This is a genomic window from Salipiger abyssi, assembly GCF_017311415.1.
Lineage (GTDB): Bacteria > Pseudomonadota > Alphaproteobacteria > Rhodobacterales > Rhodobacteraceae > Salipiger > Salipiger abyssi_A.
This window is the reverse complement of record NZ_JAEKIS010000001.1, coordinates 106953-125092: the sequence shown is the minus strand read 5'-3', so window position 1 is coordinate 125092 and position 18140 is coordinate 106953. Positions and strand designations below refer to the sequence as shown.

At 64.4% G+C, this 18140-nt stretch carries 16 protein-coding genes; 5 read left to right on the top strand and 11 right to left on the bottom strand.

What is annotated here, in order from left to right; translation table 11 throughout:
* Positions 1–80: 80 nt before the first annotated feature.
* Entirely contained in the window at positions 81–875 is a 795-nt protein-coding gene (locus tag I6N89_RS00670) for an alpha/beta fold hydrolase (protein WP_207016311.1), read from the bottom strand.
* An 82-nt stretch (positions 876–957) separates the two neighbouring features.
* Here I6N89_RS00670 and I6N89_RS00665 point away from each other — a divergent pair, with 82 nt between their 5' ends.
* Together I6N89_RS00665 and pdxY are read left to right on the top strand one after the other, a co-directional pair.
* Positions 958–1308 (top strand): MerR family transcriptional regulator, encoded by a 351-nt coding sequence (locus I6N89_RS00665; protein ID WP_207016310.1) that lies wholly within the window; start codon positions 958–960, stop codon positions 1306–1308.
* Positions 1309–1481: 173 nt separating this feature from the next.
* On the top strand, positions 1482–2339 hold the full coding sequence (gene pdxY / locus I6N89_RS00660; protein WP_207016309.1) for a pyridoxal kinase: 858 nt from the start codon (positions 1482–1484) through the stop codon (positions 2337–2339).
* A gap of 158 nt (positions 2340–2497) precedes the next feature.
* Here the strand turns inward: pdxY and I6N89_RS00655 are convergent, their stop codons facing one another.
* The 7 genes from I6N89_RS00655 to I6N89_RS00625 all read right to left on the bottom strand — a co-directional run bounded on the left by I6N89_RS00655 (position 2498) and on the right by I6N89_RS00625 (position 10435).
* Positions 2498–3340, bottom strand: coding sequence for an intradiol ring-cleavage dioxygenase (locus tag I6N89_RS00655; RefSeq protein WP_207016308.1), 843 nt, complete (start codon positions 3338–3340; stop codon positions 2498–2500).
* 19 nt (positions 3341–3359) lie between these two features.
* Positions 3360–4385 carry an ABC transporter permease gene (locus tag I6N89_RS00650; protein ID WP_207016307.1) on the bottom strand — a complete coding sequence of 342 codons (1026 nt, stop codon included), beginning with the start codon at positions 4383–4385 and terminating at the stop codon, positions 3360–3362.
* On the bottom strand, positions 4382–5938 hold the full coding sequence (locus I6N89_RS00645; protein WP_207016306.1) for a sugar ABC transporter ATP-binding protein: 1557 nt from the start codon (positions 5936–5938) through the stop codon (positions 4382–4384). Before I6N89_RS00645 ends, I6N89_RS00650 begins: the two co-directional genes overlap by 4 nt.
* A 99-nt stretch (positions 5939–6037) precedes the next feature.
* Positions 6038–7171, bottom strand: a complete 1134-nt coding sequence (locus I6N89_RS00640) for a sugar ABC transporter substrate-binding protein (protein ID WP_207016305.1) — start codon at positions 7169–7171, stop codon at positions 6038–6040.
* 73 nt (positions 7172–7244) lie between these two features.
* Complete coding sequence (locus I6N89_RS00635) at positions 7245–7538, bottom strand: YciI family protein (RefSeq protein WP_207016304.1); 294 nt, start codon at positions 7536–7538, stop codon at positions 7245–7247.
* A gap of 252 nt (positions 7539–7790) precedes the next feature.
* Complete coding sequence (locus I6N89_RS00630; protein ID WP_207016303.1) at positions 7791–9236, bottom strand: amidohydrolase family protein; 1446 nt, start codon at positions 9234–9236, stop codon at positions 7791–7793.
* Positions 9237–9343: 107 nt separating this feature from the next.
* Positions 9344–10435, bottom strand: a complete 1092-nt coding sequence (locus tag I6N89_RS00625) for a ketopantoate reductase family protein (RefSeq protein ID WP_207016302.1) — start codon at positions 10433–10435, stop codon at positions 9344–9346.
* Positions 10436–10945: 510 nt separating this feature from the next.
* On the opposite strand from I6N89_RS00625, the gene I6N89_RS00620 reads away from it, so the two are divergent.
* Positions 10946–12010, top strand: coding sequence for a maleylacetate reductase (locus tag I6N89_RS00620; protein WP_207016301.1), 1065 nt, complete (start codon positions 10946–10948; stop codon positions 12008–12010).
* Positions 12011–12050: 40 nt separating this feature from the next.
* On the opposite strand, the gene I6N89_RS00615 is transcribed toward I6N89_RS00620, so the two are convergent.
* Positions 12051–12362, bottom strand: coding sequence for a Dabb family protein (locus I6N89_RS00615; protein ID WP_076695770.1), 312 nt, complete (start codon positions 12360–12362; stop codon positions 12051–12053).
* A 209-nt stretch (positions 12363–12571) separates the two neighbouring features.
* Between I6N89_RS00615 and I6N89_RS00610 the strand changes: the two genes are divergently transcribed.
* Positions 12572–13486, top strand: coding sequence for a LysR family transcriptional regulator (locus tag I6N89_RS00610; protein ID WP_207016300.1), 915 nt, complete (start codon positions 12572–12574; stop codon positions 13484–13486).
* A 328-nt stretch (positions 13487–13814) separates the two neighbouring features.
* Positions 13815–15152 (top strand): tyrosine-type recombinase/integrase, encoded by a 1338-nt coding sequence (locus I6N89_RS00605; RefSeq protein ID WP_207016299.1) that lies wholly within the window; start codon positions 13815–13817, stop codon positions 15150–15152.
* 70 nt (positions 15153–15222) lie between these two features.
* Here the strand turns inward: I6N89_RS00605 and I6N89_RS00600 are convergent, their stop codons facing one another.
* Positions 15223–16404 carry an MFS transporter gene (locus I6N89_RS00600; RefSeq protein WP_207016298.1) on the bottom strand — a complete coding sequence of 394 codons (1182 nt, stop codon included), beginning with the start codon at positions 16402–16404 and terminating at the stop codon, positions 15223–15225.
* A 227-nt stretch (positions 16405–16631) separates the two neighbouring features.
* A complete protein-coding gene (locus I6N89_RS00595; protein WP_207016297.1) occupies positions 16632–17951 on the bottom strand; it encodes a hypothetical protein in 1320 nt (439 codons plus the stop codon).
* Positions 17952–18140 lie beyond the last annotated feature (189 nt).

The window sequence follows — 18140 nt, the reverse complement described above, 5'->3', positions numbered from 1 at the left end:
AATCCAAAAGATGCACAAGTTTCGATTTTCCAACCATGTTCGATCCTGCCCCCGTCCGTCAACCTGCCAGGTCGCGCTCGTCAGCGCTCTTCCCGCAGGAAATCAGCGATCGCCGCCGCGACCGCGTCGGGGCATTCCATCGGCGACAGGTGCGGCCCGTCGATCCAGCCGAGCCGCGCGCCCGCGATGCCTTCGGCCAGCGCGACGGAGGCCGAAGGCGGCACCATTTGATCGTGGCGGTTGCCCAGCACCAGCGTCGGCGCGCGGATCGCCGCCAGATCCGCCGAGACATCGACCGCGGTATCGAGCATCGCCTGCCGCGCCATTCCCTCCCAGTTCGTCGTCTCCACCATCTGCGCCACCACCGCGTCGAGATCGCCCATCCCGGCGACGAAATCGGCGCTGAACCCGGTCAGCAGGATCAGCCGGGCAAGGGCCTCGCGGTCGCGCCCCGCCAGCTCGACCCAGTGATCGAATTGCAGGCGCGAGCGCGGATCGCCGCCGGTGACGAAACCGCCGAGGCTCACCAGCCGGCGGACGCGACCCGGATGACGCGCCGCGATCCGCAGCGCCACCGCCGCGCCCAGCGAGAACCCGACGAGGTCGAAGACATCGACCCCGGCATGATCGGCGGCGGCCAGCACCTGATCCGCCAGCCGGTCGAGTGTCAGCCGCTCGGTCGCGCCCTCCGTCAGGCCCGAGCCCGCGTAATCGGGCCGCAGGATACGCCGCCCCGGCAGGCCGCGCAGCACCTCGCCCCAGTTGGCCTCGCCGTCGCCGCCGGTGCCATGCACCAGCACCAGCGCCGGCCCGTCACCGTCGTCGCGATAGCCGATCCGCGCGCCATCCGCCTGAACATACTCGATTTTCGACATTTCTCCGGTCTCCTTCTTGATCCGACCGGCCCTCTCCTGCACCCTGACAGTGCTGTCAGGGTCAAGCAAAAAGGACGCGGCAATGAAGATCGGCGAGATTTCCGAGCGCAGCGGCGTGAGCGTGCGGATGCTGCGCTACTACGAGACCGAGGGGCTGCTGACGCCGCTCCGGCGCGACAGCGGCTACCGCGATTATTCCGAGGCGGATGTCGAAGAAGCCCGCCGGATCCGCCAGCTCGCCGATGCCGGGCTGACCATCGAGGCGATGCGCGACCTGCTGCCCTGCATCATCAGTCCCGAACCGCGCTTCGATCCCTGCGAAAACCTTCGCGCGCGTCTCGACGGCGAGCTGGAAAAGCTCGACCGCAAGCTCGAAGACATGGCGCGCTCGCGCGATCTGATCGCGAGCTATATCGCCAGCCTGTCGCCCTGAGATCGCCCCGCGCCAAACCGAACGGGCCATTTTCCGGAAGATAGCATCTTCCCCACGGGCCGCGTCCCTGCCAGACATGCGGCAAACGTCCGAGGCCCCTGGCGACAGGCTGAACCTTGCGGAACTCAGGGGCATCGGGTCGAGGACTGAAGCAAGAGACTGGACGGCACCGCATGACCCCTCCCCCTTTCGTGATCTCGATCCAGAGTCAGGTGGTCTTTGGCCATGTGGGCAATTCCGCCGCGCTGTTCCCGATGCAGGCGGCGGGGCTGGAGGTGGCGGCGATCCCCACCGTGGTGTTCTCGAACACGCCCGATTACCCGACCCTGCGCGGCCGCGCCCTGCCGCCGGAGTTCTTTTCCGACCTGCTGCAAGGCGCCCGCGAGCGCGGCCTGCCGGAGCGGGCGGATTACATCCTGACGGGCTATATCGGCTCGCTCGACGTGGCCGAGATGGTGGCGGATTTCGTCGCCGAGGCAAAGGCGGTGAACCCCGGCCTCACCTATCTCTGCGATCCGGTGATGGGCGACGAGCGGCCGGGCCTCTACGTGCCCGAGGCCATCGCCGATGTGATGCGCGAGCGGCTGCTGCCGATGGCCGACATCGCCACGCCCAATCCGTTCGAACTGGCCTGGCTCACCGGGCAGGAGATCCGTACGCTGAGTGACCTTCAGGCCGCCCGCGAGGCCCTGCACATCGCGCCTGCCGCGCATCTTATCGCAACCGGCTGTGCGCTGGAGGATACACCCGAGGGCCATATCGAAAGCGTCATCCTCGGCCCCGAGGGCAGCAGCCGCCACCCGACCGAACACCTGCCCATCGCGCTGCCCGGCACCGGCGATCTCTTTGCCGGGCTGATCATGGCCGGGCTGGGACGGGGCCGTCCCCTGCCGCAGGCGGTCGAGACCGCCCAGACGCTTACCGCCCGCGCGCTCCGCCACGCTAAGGCGCTCGGCGCGGGCGAGGTGGTGCTGAGCGAGCCCGAGTTCCGGCGCGCGCTCCTGACCCCAGCACTCGGTGACGGGCGCTAACCGTCTCTGGGCGTGGAGAAGAGGGCGCGCGCCCCTTTCGGCGCAAAGCGTTGACTGCCGAAAAACGGCGCTCCATCAGGGGCTTGCCTCATTGGGAAATACGAACGGCGCGCCGTTTCAAAGAACGTCGTCGCGCCGGATCAATCGCCGTTCGCTCGCTATTCCTGCGTCGACGGCACCATCACGAAATCATAATCCGAGCGCCATGCACCCTCCCCGTCCCGGACGAAGGGGGCGACGAGGGTCTCTTTCACGCCGAACACCGTGTCATCGCCGATATAGCTGTCCTCGCCGACAAAGGTATGCGTCACGATGGTGTCATAGCCCTCGGCGGTCACAAGGAAATGCATATGCGCGGGCCGGTAGGGGTGACGCCCGAGCGCGCCCAGCATCTTGCCCACAGGCCCGTCATCCGGGATCGGATAGCTCACCGGCTTGATGCCGACAAAGCTGTAGCGCCCGTCCTCGCGGCTCATGAAGCGGCCCCGGTTGTTCCATTTCGGCTGGATACCGGGCTGCTGCACATCGTAATAGCCATCCGAATTGTCGCTCCAGACATCGACGCAGGCGCCGGCAATCGGGTTGCCGTCGAGATCCAGCACCCGTCCGGTGAAATGGCAGGGCTCTCCCTTGCCGTCGAGCGAGATCGTCGCGCCGTACTCCCGCACCGGCGCATTGGCGACGTGGAACGGGCCGAAGACGGTGTTCTCGGTCGCGCCCGCGGGGCGGCGGTTGTTGATCGCGTCCACCAGCATCGAAAAGCCCAGAACGTCCGAGAGCAGAATGAACTCCTGCCGTTCCTCGGTGCAGATCTGCCCGGTCCTGGTGAGGAACTCGATGGCCAGATCCCATTCGGCCTGGGTCAGCTCGACCTCCTTGGCGAAGGCATGCAGGTGGCTGACGAGGCTGGTCATCACCTCGCGCAGGCGGGGATTGATCTCCCCGCCCATGCGGGCATTTACGACGTCGACCGACTGGTCTTCGGAAAAATACTTTGTCATGCGTGCGTCCTTTCCCGGCTTAGCTGCCGATATCGAGCGACCCGGTCCGGCGGCGGCGCAGCTGCGCGGAGAGCGCAATCGCCAGCACCACGGCGGCGCCGTTGAACACATCGGTGATCCAGGGCTGAATGCCCACCAGCGACAGACCGCTGATCGTGGTGCCGAGGAAGAAGATCCCGATGATCGTGCCCTGCACGGTGAACCGGCCCGGCTGCCAGGTGGTCGCGCCGAGGAAGGCGGCGGCCAGCGCCGGCAGGATGAAGGTGATGCCGACGAGCTGCGGCCCGGCATTGCCCTGCGCACCGATCTGGAGCACCCCCGCGATGCCCGCCAGCGCACCGGCGATGACAAAGCTCTGCATCACCACGCGCTTGCTGCGGATCCCCGCGAGCCGGGCGGAATCGGCATTGGCACCGACCGCGGCGAGGTTGCGGCCATAGGGCGTCTGGGTCAGCACGAACCAGACCGCCACCGCGATCACCGCCATGAGGATGAACAGCACCGGAATGCCCAGCACCGACTGGATCGAGATATCCGTCAGGATCGGCGAGAGCCCGCTGCTGATCGGAATGCCGTTGGTGTAGCCGGTCACCACGCCGCCGAGGATGGTGGCGATGCCCAGCGTGCCGATGATCGAATTCACCCCGAGATAGGCCACGATGGTGCCGTTGACCGCGCCGATCAGCGCGCCCGAGAGAACCCCCAGCCCGATGGCCGCCGCCAGCGGCAGCTGGAAATGGCTCATGGCCGAGGCGGTGACGATGGCCGAAAGCCCCAGCGTCGCGCCCACCGAGACGTCGAACCGCCCGCCGATCAGCGGCACGATGAGCGCGATGGCGGTCACCGCCATGACCGGCTGCACCGTCGCGATGCTGCGGAAATTCGCGTAGGTGGCGAAGGTGTTCGGCCGCAGGATGGCGAAGACGGTGATCACCAGCAGCAGCAGCAGGATCAGCCCCGAGCGTTCGAAGAACTCGGTCCAGTTGACCGAGCCGCCGCCCCTGGGCGGGTTTGCGATATGTTTGGTTTCCTTGACCATGGTCATGCGGCATCCTTTCCGCTGGCGAGTACCAGATGTGTCATTTGCTGGCGGGTGATGTCCTTGCCCCGCAATTCGTCGGTGATGCAGCCATCGCGCAGCACGACCACGCGGTCGCAGATCTGCGCGAGCTCGTCGAAATCCGAGCTGACGGCGATGACGGACATGCCGTCGCTCAGGCTGGCGCGGATCGCGGCGTAAAGATCCTCGCGCGCGCCCACATCGACGCCCTGGGTGGGCTCGTCGAGCAGCAGCAGCCTTGGCTTGCGCCGCAGCCATCGCGCCATCACCACCTTTTGCTGATTGCCGCCCGAGAGCGACGAAATGAGCGCCGCGTCGTCGGCGGTCTTGATCCGGTGATCGGCAATCGACTGCCGCGCCTCCTGCCGCTCGCGGGTGCCGTTGATCCGGCCCGCACGGGTGAAACACCCAAGGTCGGCAATCGAGAGGTTGTGCCGCACCGAAAGGCCCTGAAACACGCCCTCGCGGTTGCGATCCTCGGGCACCAGCGCGACGCCCGCCGCCATCGCCTCGCGCACCTCGGCAAAGCGCACCGCGCTGCCGTCGAGCGTCACCGTCCCGCCCTCACGCTCCAGATCGCCGAAGAGCATCCGCAGCAGTTCCGTGCGGCCCGAGCCGAGCAGCCCGGCGATGCCCAGCACCTCGCCGCGCCCGACATCGAAGGACACGTCGCGCAGCGGCCCGCCCGAGAGGTTGCGCACCTCAAGCCGGGAGGCGCCCTGCGGCGCGGGCGTGGCGGCCTGCGCCGAGGCATAGGATTTCTCAAGGCTGTGGCCGACGATCAGCTCGATCAGCCCGGCCTCCGACAGGCCCTCGGTCGGGCGCGTCACAACGTGGCGCCCGTCGCGCAGGATGGTCACGTCATCGGTAAGCTGGATCACCTCGTCGAGCCGGTGGCTGACATAGATGATCGTATGCCCGGCGGCAGCAAAGCGGCGCACCGCATCGAGCAGGATCTCGACCTCGTGGTCAGGCAGCGAGGCGGTGGGCTCGTCCAGCACCAGCGCCGAGACGGCGTTTTCATCGGCATCCTGAAGCGCCCGCGCGATGGCGATCATCGTCTGTTCGGCCTGCCGCAGATCGCCCACCATGTCGCCGGCGCGGGCGTCGATCTCGAACCGGTCGAGCAGCTCCTGGGTGTGGCGGCGCAGCGCCTTCCAGCGGATCTTGCCGGCGGTGGTGGGAAAGCTGGCGCCGATGGCGATGTTCTCGGCCACGGTCATCGACGGGAACACCGCCGGGTTCTGGTGCACAAAGCGCAGCCCCAGCGACCGCGACAGCTCGGGCGTCATGTGATCGGCGGCGACCCTGGTGCCGAGAAACTCGAAACTGCCGCCGTGATCCGCCGGCTGCACCCCGGCCAGCGCCTTGATCAGCGTCGACTTGCCCGACCCGTTGCCGCCGAGCAGCCCGTGAATGGCGCCTCCCCGGATCTCGAAACTCACCTCGTCCAGCGCCTGTGTCTGGCCAAAGGATTTCGACAGGGTGTTTATCCGCAGCGCAGAGGTCACCTCTGCCCGCTCTGTCATGTTTTGCATTGGGTCCTCCCTCTTCCGCACAGGGTGCGCAACGGCAATCCGGGGCATCGTGAGCCTGTGCCAGACCGCGCCCGGATCCTCTCCGGGCGCCGCCAGTGGTCAGCCGTTCCAGACCGACAGATAGGCCGCGCGGAAATCCAGTTTCGGCTCCAGCATCTCGCCCGGTTCCGGCAGGTTGTGCTCGGCATCGACAAAGATGAAGCCCGTGCCCTGGTTCGGCATCTCAGTTGGGTCTTCGCCCGCCTGCACCCGGTTCATCGTATCGGCCACGGCCCAGCCGAACCATTTGAAGGGCAGCGCGATGGAAAAGGTCTGCGTGCCCCGGCGGATCAGGTCGAAATTGTTCGGAAAGCCCTCGCCCCCGCCGACCACAAGGTCGCTGCGGCCCGATTGCCGCACAGCCGTCTGAAGCCCCAGCTCCATCAGCGCGTCGATGCCGTATTCCACCGCGACCGCATCGGGGTTTTGCAGCAGCGCCGATTGCCAGATCTGCGTCGCGGGGCTCGGCACCTGACCGAAGTTGAACGTCGATTCCGCGACCTCACAGCCCTCGCATTTGGCGATGGTGTCCATGAACCCCTTGTGGTTCATCTGCTGAACCTGCTGGCTGGTCTCGGCGATGGAGATCACCTTGCCCTGCCCTTCGGTCCTGGCGATCACGTAATTGGCGCGCAGCTCGCCGAAGCGATAGTAGAAATCGCGCGCATCGGTGGAGCCCAGCATATTGACTGAGGCGGTGAAAAGCGGCTCCTCGCTGCCGAACACATCGGCGCTGCAATCAATCGACTGGACCGAGACGACGGGGATGCCCTCGGCCTTGGCCTGCAACAGCGCGCTTTTCACGCCCGGACAGTCGAAGGCGGAGATTGCGATGCCATCGGCCTTGGCGGCGACCGCCTGGCGAATGATGTCGCTGGCAACCGAGGGCGTCGCCTTGCCATCCTGGATGCTGATCTCCCAGCCCAGCTGCTCCGCCGCTTCGGCAAAGCCCTCGGCCTGCTGGGCGCAGAGCACAAAGGCCTGGCCGCAGGAGATATACCAGATGGTCTTGTCCGTGACGGCGGCGGGGCCGGTTTCCGGCGGCGCCTCGTAGAGCCCCGCATAGCCCTGCTCGACCATGGCTTTTGCCTCGGCGAGCACATCGTCGGCCAGCGCCGGCTGCGCCAGCGTCGCGCCGGCGATCATCGCCGCGAGCGAGACGCCCTTGCCACTCACATGCGTGAAATAGGTCATAATGTTCCCTCCCTTTCGGCCCCCCTCCCGGGGCCTTCGATTGTAACGGAGCCTTGCGCGGCTCCGCCCTCCTTCAGCGCGACGCCCGGTTGTCGACGCGCATGCTGAAGGGGTGAATATTGATCTCTTTCCAGATGCCGGCCTTGTTGAACGGGTCGGCGGCGTTGAAGGCCCGCACATCCTCGATGCGCTCGGCCTCGACGACAAAGAGCGAGCCGATCATGGTTTCGTTGTCCCCGGCCAGCAGCGGGCCGGAGATCACCGAGGCCATCGGCGCCGTGGCCAGATAGGCCTTGTGGGCGTCGTAATGGGCCAGCCGGTCGTCGGTTTTTCCGGGATGATCAAGGCAGTGGATTGCGAACAGCATGGTTTCTCCTCTTCCCGCCGCCGCCCCGTCCCGGGGCCTGATGCGGCGCGGTCCGGACCCCGGACCGTCTGGTTAAAGCATCATGGCATTTCCCCAAACGCGGGATAATCTGGCATTTTCGGGAAATATTTTTGCGCCATCCGCAAATCAGAACCGACGAGCGAATGGCAGACACCCGATGCGCGCAACACTCTGCGCGCATCGGCACGCGGCCCGGCCCGCATCGCGAGCCGGGGCCGCGCAGAGGCCGGATCAGGCCTCGTAAAGCGGCAGCGGCACCGGCGGCTGAGGGATGAAGCCGCCGTTCTCTTCCATGGCCTCGTTGAGGAAATCATGCGAGCTTTCGAGCCTGGCCACCGCCGCCTCCGGATCGACATGCAGCAGCGGCCCGCCCCGTTTGACGATCCTGCCGTCGACCAGAACCGTGTGCACGTTGCGGCTATTGGCCTGTGAGACGACCATGCTGCACGGATCCTTGCGGTTCCAGCCGGCAAAGGCGATGCCGCGCATATCCAGAAGCACGATGTCGGCCCGTTTGCCCGGCGTCAGCGAGCCGGTGATATCGTCGACCCCCGCAGCCCGCGCGCCGTTGATCGTGACCCAGGCCAGCGCGTCGCGCGTCGTCCAGTGGATCTTTTTCGGGTGGCTGAAATTCTCGTAATGCACCGCATCGCCATGCCAGCGGGTGCATTGCAGAACGAGCCGCGCATGGGCCAGCATGTCGCCGCTGGTGCTGCTGGTGCAATCCATGCCGAGGCTCGGCCCCGCGTCTGTGTAGCGCGTCGCCTCGACGGCCACCGGAAAGCCCATGCCCATCTGCATCTCGGTTTCCGCGCAAAGCGTCACGGACGCGCCGGAGCCATCGAGAATGTCCCATTCGTCGGGGTTGGTGAAGGTCATATGCACAAGGTTCACATCCGGCCCCAGCAGCCCGTGCTCCGACAGGGTGTGCATATCGCGCATGCCGCCATTGGGCACGGCGACCTGATTGCTGTGGAAGGTGATGCGCGAATTCAGCTCCCGCGCCAGCTCGAATTCCTGCTCCACCTCGGCGGCGGGGGCAATCGCCAGCTCCTGCGGCGCGATGCCGAAGCGCAGAAGGCCATCGTCGGAGAAATACTCCTTGCGGATCTCGCGCGCGGTCTCATAGCGCCAATTGTGGCTGAGATCGGCGTTTTCATTGCCTTCGGACAGGCCACGCCCATCGGCGAAGGTGTTTTCGGTCACCGGCACCATGCCGTGCCCGTAGAGCCCCCGCACGCCGGAGGCCTTGAGCCCTTCGACAGAGGCGCGGGCATAGTCTTCGTTGATGATGTTGTGACAGTAATCCACCAGGCCGGTCACGCCGTTCTCAAGGCAATCGAGCCCGCCGGCATAGTTCGCGGCATACATGTCCTCGGGGCGATAGAGCGTCGCCATCTGAATGCGAAAGCCGCGCAGATAATCGGGGATGCGGCCATCGGCGAGGATGCCGCGCAGCCCGGTCTGCCAGGTGTGGCGATGCGCGTCCCAGAGGCCGGGAATGGCGATCATGCCCTCGGCGTCGATCACCTCGGCGTCGATGCTCGCATCGGCATCCATATCGGGGCGGATCTCCTTGATCGCGCCGTCCTCGATCAGGATATCCGCCTTTTCGAAATCGCCGAGCGCGTCATCCATGGTGACGGTGGCGGCATTCTTGATCAGAAGTCTTGTCATGGTCTCTCTCCCTTGAACATTCGGCCCCTCCTCCGGGGGTGCGCGCAGAGGCGCACAGCGCGGCAAAGGCCGGCCGGTCTCTTTCACATGAAGCGGTGCGGAGGCGCCTAGGCGCCGGCCAGATGCGGGGGCAGTCCGGCGAGATTTCCCAGCTCCGGGTAATGCTCGGCCAGTGCCGCCGCCATCGCGTCACGATTGGTTTCGTCGAAGGGCAGCTCGCCGCGCTCGATGCGGCGGGCCATCTCGACGGTGAAGATATTGAGCGGCGCCTTCAGCCCGTTGGTGCGGGCGATCTCGGCGACGTAGCCGTTCAGCTCCTCGACCTCGTTGCGCCGGCCCTTGCGCCAGTCCTGCAAACAGGTGGTTTCGGTGTCGGGCAGGCAGAACGACGACAGCACCTTGCCGAAAAGCGCATCGGCAAAGGCGGCGGGATCGGTGGTGTCGACATCCTCGGGCATGCCGAGGATCGGCATCAGGATCGCGCCATCGGCCGCCGCTGCGGCAACCGCCTCGCGCCCGGTGGCCAGCATGAAGTTCAGCAGCGCGGGGTCTTTCGCCGCGTGCATCAGCGGCAGCCTGACCAGCGCCGAGGTCACCAGCTCGGCGGCGTTCACCGCGAGCTTCATCCATTTCGCCGAGTGGATATCGGCCACCACATCGACCCGCCCCGCCGCGCCCAGCACCTCGGCGGCAAGCGCCACGCGCTCGGGTCCAACGGCAGTACTGTCTTCGAGCGCGAACCAGCTTTCCTCGCGCGGGCTCTGCCGGTCGACGCGGCCCGGAGTGTACATGTTCGCGGTGACCTCGATCACCGCGCCAAGGCAGCGCTCCGGCCCGACGATGGAGGCGATGGTGCCCCGGGTCATGCCGTTCTGCATGCCGATCACCACTCCATCCTCGGCCAGCATCGGCTTGATCAGCTCGACCGCCCAGCGTGTGTCATAAGCCTTCATGCCGAGATAGACGAGATCGAAGGGCTGGCGCATCTCGGCCACTTCGCACAGATGCCGGACATGCACCTCGGTGGTCTCCGAGCGCCCGCCCGGCAGATCGACGATGATGCCATTGCGGCGCATCGCCTCCACATGATCGGGCCATTGCTCGATCATGGTGACGTCATGGCCTGCATTGGTCATGTCGGCGGCGATCCCGGCGCCGTTCGCGCCGGTCCCCACATAGGCGATCCGCGGTTTGTTCATAGCTCGTCCTCCCCTTCCCCGGCGGCCCTCCGGCCGGCATCGGCTGTGCGTTTTCCAGAAGGCGCCGCCGGGCATCGCCAGGCTGGCTCGATGCCCTCCGAGTGGTCATGATCCTAGGAGCGCGCTCCTTGCGCTGTCCAGATCCCCGGCCCGCCACAAATCCGGTCAACCGCGCCATTCACCCGAATTTCGCACAAGTCCGGAAACGCCGGGGCAAGCGGCAAAGCGAAGACGTGACGTCATCGAGTGATTCCAGTCATAATTGTTGAAAATCATATGGTTAAAAACATACCCTCTAGCGAATCCTCACATCTTCCCCGTCCGCACACCGGCAGTCCCGCGCCCCCTGAACACCCTCGAACCGCAGGATATTTGCCAAATCCGCAAAGATGTTTCCCACCCTCCCGGCGTTCCAAGAGCCCCGCGCAACTGCCAAGATTCCGGCTGTTCAACGCAACGCTCGCCCCCGGATATCCCGCAGGAGTCCGGCGCGAGATCGGGGAGGAACCCATGCACAATTTCACCTACACCGCGAATCCCGGGCGCATCCTGTTCGGCTTCGGCACGCTCGACAAACTGGCCGACGAGATCCGCAACGCCGGCATGACCCGCGTGCTGCTGCTCTCGACCCCGCAGCAGGCCGAGCAGGTCGGCGCCGTCGCCAAGAGCCTCGGCGATCTCAGCGCCGGGATCTTCAGCGACGCCCGCATGCATACGCCGGCAGAAGTCACCGAACAGGCGCTGAAATCGCTGAAATCGCTGGGCGCGGACGGCATCGTATCGCTCGGCGGCGGGTCGACCATCGGGCTGGGCAAGGCGCTGGCGTTGCGCACCAACCTGGCGCAGATCGTCATCCCCACCACCTATGCCGGCTCCGAGATGACGCCGATCCTGGGAGAGACCACCGACGGGGTGAAACGCACCCTGCGCAGCGAAAAGGTGCTGCCGGAAACCGTGCTCTACGATGTCGAGCTGACCATGAGCCTGCCGGCCGAGATGTCGGGGCTGAGCGGGATGAACGCCGTCGCCCACGCGGTCGAGGCGCTCTATTGCAGGGAGGCCAATCCGATCACCTCGCTGATCGCCGCCGAAGGGGTGCGCGCGCTGACCGACGCCCTGCCGCGCATCGCGCAGGATGGCGGCGACCGCGAGGCGCGCTCGGATGCGCTCTACGGGGCTTGGCTCTGCGGCACCTGCCTCGGCACGGTCGGCATGGCGCTGCACCACAAGCTCTGCCACGCCATCGGCGGCGCCTATGACACGCCGCATGCGGCCACCCATGCCATCATCCTGCCCCATGCGCTGGCCTATACGGCGCCCGCCATTCCCGAGGCGATGGAGCGGCTGCGCGCCGCGCTGAAGACCGACGATCCCGCCGGGCGGCTTTACGCGATCGGGCGCGAGATCGGGGCGCCCGAGGGGCTACAGGCGCTTGGCATGCCGGAGGACGGGATCGAGCATGTGGTCGAGCTGAGCCTCAGGGATCCCTACTGGAATCCCCGTCCGCTGGAACGCGAGGCGCTGACGCTGCTGCTCGGGGATGCCTTCCATGGCCGCCCGCCGTCCCGGCACTGACGAGACCGGCCCCCGGCGGGCGCCCGCCTGCCGGGGGCGCTCAGAGCGCGCCGCCGGGAACGTAATCCACCTGGTAGCGGGCGATCCGCATATTCCCCAGCTCCTCGCGCACCTTGAGGTGCAGCGGGTGGCTGGCATAGGCGGCCAGGGCCTCGCGCGACCGGAACACGGAATAGAGCACCACGTCACAGGCATAGCCCACCTGGCTCTCATCGATACCGATCTCGAGCTCGATCAACCCGGGCACGGCGTCGCGCAGACCCTCGAATTTCTCCTTGACGATCTGCGCCGCCGCGTCGCGCTCGGCCGCCGTCTCCCCCGACATGTTCCACATGACGATATGCTTGATCATGATCTTCCTTCCGGTGCGCCGCCGCTATGACCGGCAAGCTCTACACCTGCTCCTCCAACAGATCGCCGGATCATCCTACCTTTCCGGGTTCCGAAAGAAATCGACCCCGCAAGGAAAGATAATTGCGAAAATCACAATAATGAACTGAAGTGCCATAGGTTGCGCCCGTATTGATCAAAGACGGCGCTCATAGCGAAAGGCGGGGGGACATGGACAGGTTCACCGAGATCGAGGTGCTCGTACAGATCGTCGAGCAGGGCAGCATCAGCAAGGCGGCGGAGGTGCTGGGCCAGTCGGTCTCGGCCACCAGCCGCTATCTCGCCTCGCTGGAGGAGCGGCTGGGCGTGCGGCTGGTCAACCGCACCACGCGGCGCATCTCTTTCACGGAAGAGGGCGAGCTCTTCTGTTCTTACGGCAGGTCGATCCTCGCCGAGCTTCAGGACGCCGAGGCGCTGATCGGCAGCGTGTCGCATTCGCCCTCGGGCACGCTGAAGCTGACGGCGTCGACCTCGTTCTCGCTGCTGCACCTGATGCCGCTGATCCCGAAGTTCACCCGGAAATACCCGCGTATCCAGGTCGATGTGACGGCCTCCAACCGCTATCACGACATTATCGAGACCGGGGTCGATCTCGCGATCCGCACCCGGCGGGTCGAGGAGGACAGCTCGATCACCATGCGCAAGCTGGCCAAGACCCGCCGTCGCCTCGTCGCCTCGCCGGATTATATCGGCGAGATGGGCATGCCGCGCCACCCGGAGGATCTCGAACGCCACCGGTTGCTGGTCTACATGCTGGCGGACGACCCATTGCGGCTGCATATGCACAAGGGCAAATCGCGCACGACGATCAACGTGACGCCAGTCCTGACCAGCAACGAGGGCCAGCTTCTGATGGCCGCCGCCCGCGACGGTATGGGGATCATCGCGCAGCCCTCCTACATCGTTCAAAAGGATCTGGAGGCGGGCCGTCTGGTGCGTGTGCTCGACGACTGGGATCTGCCGCAGCTCACCATCAACATGGCTTTCCCGGCCCGCCGCCACATGCCGGCCAAGACCCGGCTGTTCATCGAATTCCTCTCCGATCACTTCAAGGCGAAAGGGTACGAGGAGATCTGGATGTCCTGACCGCACCCGGGCTATTTTGCGCGTTGCCAAGACGACATCCGAAGCCCGAAAGGACACGTCCGATCAAGGGAACGAGGGACCTTTCAGCGCGTATCTAGAAATGGCGCACCCGATAGGATTCGAACCTATGGCCTCTGCCTTCGGAGCAATTAATCGTGGCCTATCCGAAATGCGCGACGCAGCACGCCACGGCACGCTAACATCTTAAAATCGCTTGTGTTTAAGCTCGCTCGTCGTCGAAACCGATAGCCGCAACTACTCCGTAGCTTCCCCCCGACTGCTTACGTGGTGCTTACGCGGCTCAGTTGCTCAGATGATGAGGTTGACGATGCCAAAGATCACAAAACGGTTGGTTGAAAGCGTTAAGAGCCAGAAGAAGGACTACGTTGTCTGGGACAGCGATCTGTCTGGCTTCGGGCTGCGTGTTTTCGCTTCTGGGAAGCGCAGCTACGTGATCCAGTATCGCCGTGACGGACGGTCGCGCCGCTATACAATTGGCCTCCACGGTATCTGGACTGCCGAAACAGCCAGACGAGAGGCCAAGGTCCAGCTTGGGCGCGTCGCACAGGGCGATGATCCGGCCGAAGAGCGCCACGACGACCGACAGGCCATGACCGTGCAACAGCTCTGCGAGCGCTACATAGAAGACCTGCACGCAGGTCTGATCTTGGGGAAACGAGGACAACCCAAGAGGCCAACAACGGTCACCACCGATATTGGGCGGATCAATGGGCATATCATCCCGCTAATCGGCAAGAAGCGGGTACGCGATCTGACCAAAGCGGATGTTACGAAGATGATGAATGACATTATCCTCGGGAAGACCCGTGCCACACGAAAGACCCAGAAGCTAAGGGGCAAGACGATCTTGCGGGGTGGCCAGGGCACAGCAACCCGTGCGGTCGGTTTACTGGGCGGTATCCTAACCTATGCGTCGGAGGCAGGCATCGTCGACAAGAACGTCGCGCACGGCATCAAGAAGCCCAAAGATCGCGTTCGCGACCGGCGTCTGACGCACAGCGAGTATCAGTTGATGGGGGAAATTCTGGACAAGGCCGAGCGGGATGAAAACCTCGCCACCATGGTCAGCATCGTTCGCCAGATCGCCCTCACGGGCTGCCGGCGCAGCGAGATCATCGAACTCCGCTGGTCCGATGTCGATCTTCCCAACAGCTGTCTGCGGCTATCAGAGACAAAGGAAGGTGCGTCCACACGACCGATAGGATTGGCGGTTGTCGAGTTCCTGGAAACGCAGAGCTTGAGGAAGGAAGGGCCCTTCGTGTTCCCAGGTGTGCGCGGCAACAACGCTTTCGGGAATTTTCCAAAACGATGGCGTCAGTTGTTCGAGAACACCGAACTTTCGGATATCACCGCACATGTCTTGCGTCACAGCTTCGCAAGCATAGCCCACGAGCTTGGCTTCAGCGAAATCACCATCGCGGCCCTCCTCGGGCACTCGAAGGGTTCGGTGACTAGCAAGTATGTGCATACCCTCGACAGCAGCCTCGTCATGGCCGCCGATACCGTCGCAGGCTACATCTCAGGGCTTCTGACTGGCAACCAATTCAAACAACCGGCCTACGCATTTGATCGGTCTGCCAGAAAACGCTCTCTCGACCAATTCCTCGACGGGGTGGCAACAGCGCGCGACGAGTTGGGTACATGACCCATGGGCCCTCTGGGCATACGCCCGGCTGCCGCGTTGGTCGAGGCGATCATTTATGCATCGCCTCGAGTTAGGACTTCCGCAACAACAGCAGCGCCAAGGTGGCCGAGATCGTGCCGAAGGCGCATGTGCCGCTCCAGCCCCACTCGGCGTATGCAGCGCCACCAATGCCGGCCCCGACCGCGCCACCAGCGAGCATGGTTGCCATGAATATGGTGTTAAGCCGGCTGCGCGCGTTCGGATCAAGTGCATAGACGCGCGACTGGTTGGCAACCTGGGAGGATTGCACAGCGAGATCCATGATCACGATGCCGGCGACCAACCCAATAATGGAACCTTGCCAGAGCCCGAAAATGAGGAAGGCCAGTATCACGAGCCCTGCGCCCATCGACGCAACCATGGCGGGCCCACGCCTGTCTGAGAAACCGCCTGCGATAGGCGCGGCAAGCGCGCCGACGACACCAACTAGCGCCAGAAGACCCACAGCCGTTCCTCCGAGTTCATACTGCGGCTCAGCCATCAGAAGCGCGAGGTTCGACCAAAAACCGATGAAGGCCGCAAAGATCAGGAATTGCGCCGCGACCACGGGCCGGAGAACGCTATACTTGCGTACCAACGTCCAAAGAGAGCCAAGCAGATGCAGATAGCTCAATTCGGTCGTCGGCATCGCACGCGGAAGCCAACGCGCCAGCGCCGCGCCAACAATGCTCATCACGACCGCGGCCAGCCAGAACACGTAAGGCCATCCCCAAAGGTCCGAGACTATGCCGCTGACCGTGCGGGCAAGCAGAATACCGATCAGGATGCCACCTGTTACCGTGCCGAGTACACGACCTTGCTTGTCGGGCGGAGCCAGATGCACGGCGAGCGGCACGATCTGCTGGGCGACCGTGGCGAACAGGCCGACCGCGAAACTAGCAACAGCGAGCCACACGAAGCCGGGCGAGACAGCCGCACCGATCAGCGCCGCCACGAGGGCGGCGATGGTCACGAGGATAAGCGACTTACGCTCGAGGCGGTCCCCGAGTGGTGCGAGGAAGAGCACCCCAAGCGCGTTGCCCGCCTGCGTCAGCACGGGCACGATGGCGGCGGTGCCAGCCGTCAGCCCGAAATCGGCTGTCAGATGGCCGAGGAAAGCCTGATTATAATAGCTGTTGGCGACGGCCGCGCCGGCACCAACTGCCAGAAGGCGGATCAGAGCGGCGGATAGATGTTCGGAACGGACACGGCCTGTTTGCATAGCATCAGACATGCACTACGGCCTTGTTCGCACAACTGACGTCTCTTGCCGAGAGAATGAGATTTTCTAATCTTGCCCGCTTCCTGCGGGACGCAACGCACCTTTGCTGAGGTCGGTCGGGACGGAAACATCAAGCTTTCTGCAGAGGACTGAGCTTGGCGCCAGGCGCGGTGCGCTTCCATTTCGAAGAGCCGCGCGATGGATGCAAATCGTCGGTATGCCCCCCCACGATTGATGCCCTATTCATCCATGAACTTTCGCTGGTAGCGCTCCTCTGGCGAAACCCACTGCTCGATGAATGATAGCGGATCGAGATCGCCCAGCATCGAACGCGCCAAACGCAGCCGGGACTCCAGATGCACGCGCCGCTCTCCGTCCACCATCTGCATACGCTTTTCGGCCTCGACGAAAAACATCTCGACGGAGAGCGCCTTGGTCCAATCCGCCATGATATCCGAAAGCTGTTGAAGGCTCTCGGTGCGGGCCTTCGCCTCACTGCGCTTATCCTCTTCCCTCCGCCAGCGCTCCCATTGAAGCTCCTGTTCCCTTTTCTTCCGGGCAGCCTCGTCATCGGCCGCGTCCATGAGAGCCTTCAATTCTTCGACCGAGCCTTCAAGCTTGCGGATCACTTCGCCGAACGCCCTATCAAGGGAGCGCTTACTGGTCTCCTGCCATGAAAGCTGCCACTCTACTCCGGGGTGCGGAGAATAGGCGACCAAGCGAAAGCGTCCGCACGGCAGGTCCTGTTCTGTCGTCCAACTGTGTGATGGCAAAATCGACCGCCCCTGTCGTCGATCGAGAGTGCTTTCACGAACGTACTTCCCATTTTGGTAACGCATAGTCGCTCGCTCGGTCATCTCCGTCAGAACCAGCCCGATCGGGATGGCGCCCAGGTACGCAATTGTGGGTCGGAGCGGCGACCAGATGGTACCATGCCCATACTGACCATACTTCCGGTCATGGCGGACGGTCTCCCGCTCTTCGATCTTTGCGCGCTGCAACTTCTGATCCGGAGGGGCGAACCGCACGGGATACCCCTTCTTTCCAAACGCCAGATAGAGACCATTGGCGAGGTCGAGCGCTCGTTCCAGAGACGCGGCGGATGTAACGATGTCAGGAAGGAGTTGTTTGTACGGGCGCAAGAATTCGTTGGCATCAATCTTGCGGGTCTTGAGAAACTGGCTCTTCGTCCCACGCAGCAGGGCATTCACTGCGGGCCTTGCCGCACCCCGGCCAGCTTTCTGCCGCTCTTCACCGCGCTCTTCTCTCGCGGGACGTGCGAGAGGCCTGTCCTTGCTCCAGACCTGTTGATCTCCGGGCTGGGCCTCGGGTAGTTCCGGTCGGCGGGGAGCCCTGCCAACAGCCTTCTTTTGCCAGTATCCAACCGGGGGCCTGGGAACGCGCAGCACCGTGCACACTCGAGCCAGGTACGACCCTGAGACGGCATACTTCTCGGCCAAATGAAGGATCGGCGTTTCCCAAACCTCTTCGAAGAGCTGTTCCCGAGAAACCTCAAATCGGTCTTCTACTCTGCTCAACGGGGGTGGCTTGCTGGTCATTCTAGTTCGCTTCCGGGCGGGCGCGAGCTCAGCCCGCACCTCGAATTCGGACCTTTCGGCTCCTTCTAAGCGAATGAACCGCGGTAGCGCCACCCAATGAGACCGCGTCCCTCGCGTTCCGGCACGTGACAAGCGTGGATTCTGCTCATGCCGAGTTGAGAAGCTCTCAATCGCCCTGCCCGTCCAGAA